Below are 1874 nucleotides of genomic sequence, written 5' to 3'. Positions count from 1 at the left end.
CAGTCTCTATCGCTTCAGGTTGTTATCGGGGTTCAAAACTTCTCACAGAAATATGCATTAACGGATGCTGAAGGAATGCGGAAACGGTTGGCTTCAGCTGACAGCATATTCACCGCACCACCCGGTTTTTATTATGGGACAGGATGGAATCAACTACCGTTACCGGGTGACGCTTCTTGGTACTATCTCGACATTCTACCAGCGCCAAACGGTCTGCGGAAATTGGTTCTGACACGTTCCTATGATAATACGTCATGGATTGGTGTTATACACACTGACAATGTATTCAGGGGTTGGCGACAGCTGTTTACACAAAATGATTTTATGGCGCTCACATGGTATAACCTTCCGTTATTGAATGGAGCAAAGGCGTCAGGAAGAACACCGCAGTATACCCGCTGGGGAAACATCCTCATGCTAAAAGGTGACGTGGCGTGTGACCTCGGCGTTGACTTTGCACAATTGCCCGCGTCATATTCACCGTCAGACAAAAAGGCGGTCATGGCAACAGCATACGGAACGACAGGCTTCACAAAATTTTATATCAACACTGACGGTAAACTGGCGTTTGTCGGCTTTTCAGGAAACAATCAGTCCGCCGTGTCCAGTTGGTCATTAGACGCGGCAGTGCCTTACTAGGAGGGTTGGAGCAATGGAAATGATACAAGTATTCGTATATGATTCGGATTTCATCTTCGACTATCCTGAAATTGTTCCGGCTGATTCCGTACCGGATAATGCGACAACCGTACAGCCGCCGGGATATTGGCGGGCGCAATTTCAGAAGGATAGAAAACTATGGATTGAATCCGCTTCAGACGAACAAATAAATGAAATGAGACAACAAATGAGGGAGAGTGTAAAAGAATGAGTTTCATGGAGAATGTTGCAAGTGAAGCACAAAAATTATACGGTGTAAGTCGAGTTTTACCTTCAGTTATCACAGCACAAGCCATACATGAGTCAAATTGGGGCAAATCCGGGCTTGCTACGCGTGCAAATAACCTGTTTGGTATAAAAGGTATCGGGAACGCTGGAACCGTTCATATGGGCACGTGGGAGGTTTTAAACGGGGTCGATAAAACAATCAAAGCAGGGTTCCGGGCGTATAAGTCTGTTCGCGATTCTATCATAGACCTTGTGAACCTCTATAACCGTCTTGACCGTTATAAGGCTGTTGTCGGGGAAACGAACTATGTACAAGCTTGTGCCGCCATCCAAAAGGGTGGATATGCGACAGACCCGAACTATGCGAAGAAGCTTATCGCCACAATCGAAGCCCACGGGCTGACGAAATACGATAAGGTCGGGAACAAAGCCGCAGTGAAGGCGAAACCTGCCAAGTCGTCCGGCTCGACATATACCGTTAAGGCGGGTGACACATTGACAGCAATTGCAAAGAAATATAATACGTCAGTGAAGGAGTTGGCGAAAGTGAACGGTATTAAAGATGTTAATATGATTCGTGTTGGTCAAGTCCTGAAGGTATCAGGAGCCGCACCATCCGGCGGTACATTCTACACCGTAAAGGCGGGCGACAACCTGACGAAAATTGGTAAGAAATTCGGTGTGTCCGTTAAGACATTGACCACAGTTAATCGTATCCCGGATGCGAATAAGATTTATGTCGGTCAACGGTTAAGGGTGAAATAATTTACAATATATACTAACATTTGTTAAAATTAAGTAGAATAGGAGCCGCGGAAGACTTCTATTCTATCTGTAACAATAGAGTCACGCCCGAGACACAACCCGCTGGAAAAATATCCGGCGGGATTTTTTATTATTGACAGTTCCCGGGTGACATGTTAATTAGCACAGAAATGTGGGATTGTCAAGGAAAATCAGTGAATTTAGCGGCAAGAATCGTACCT

Annotated in this window: 3 protein-coding genes; all 3 read left to right on the top strand. The window is 45.6% G+C overall.

What is annotated here, in order from left to right; genetic code table 11:
• On the top strand, nt 1–639 hold a 639-nt coding region (locus ACFWXO_RS45445; protein WP_380533142.1), incomplete at its 5' end, for a hypothetical protein.
• Nucleotides 640–652: 13 nt separating this feature from the next.
• On the top strand, nt 653–871 hold the full coding sequence (locus ACFWXO_RS45440; RefSeq protein WP_376642732.1) for a hypothetical protein: 219 nt from the start codon (nt 653–655) through the stop codon (nt 869–871).
• Between the two features lie 5 nt (nt 872–876).
• Nucleotides 877–1653, top strand: a complete 777-nt coding sequence (locus ACFWXO_RS45435) for a glucosaminidase domain-containing protein (protein WP_376642730.1) — start codon at nt 877–879, stop codon at nt 1651–1653.
• The last annotated feature ends 221 nt before the right edge of the window (nt 1654–1874 follow it).

The organism is Kitasatospora sp. NPDC059088, from assembly GCF_042738155.1.
Lineage (GTDB): Bacteria > Actinomycetota > Actinomycetes > Streptomycetales > Streptomycetaceae > Kitasatospora.
This window is presented reverse-complemented; position numbering and strand designations above follow the sequence as displayed.

Bases quoted from the DNA above. Each gene is read 5' to 3' on its own strand.
- ACFWXO_RS45440 (WP_376642732.1), top strand. From the start codon at position 653: ATGGAAATGATACAAGTATTCGTATATGATTCGGATTTCATCTTCGAC.
- ACFWXO_RS45435 (WP_376642730.1), top strand. From the start codon at position 877: ATGGAGAATGTTGCAAGTGAAGCACAAAAATTATACGGTGTAAGTCGA.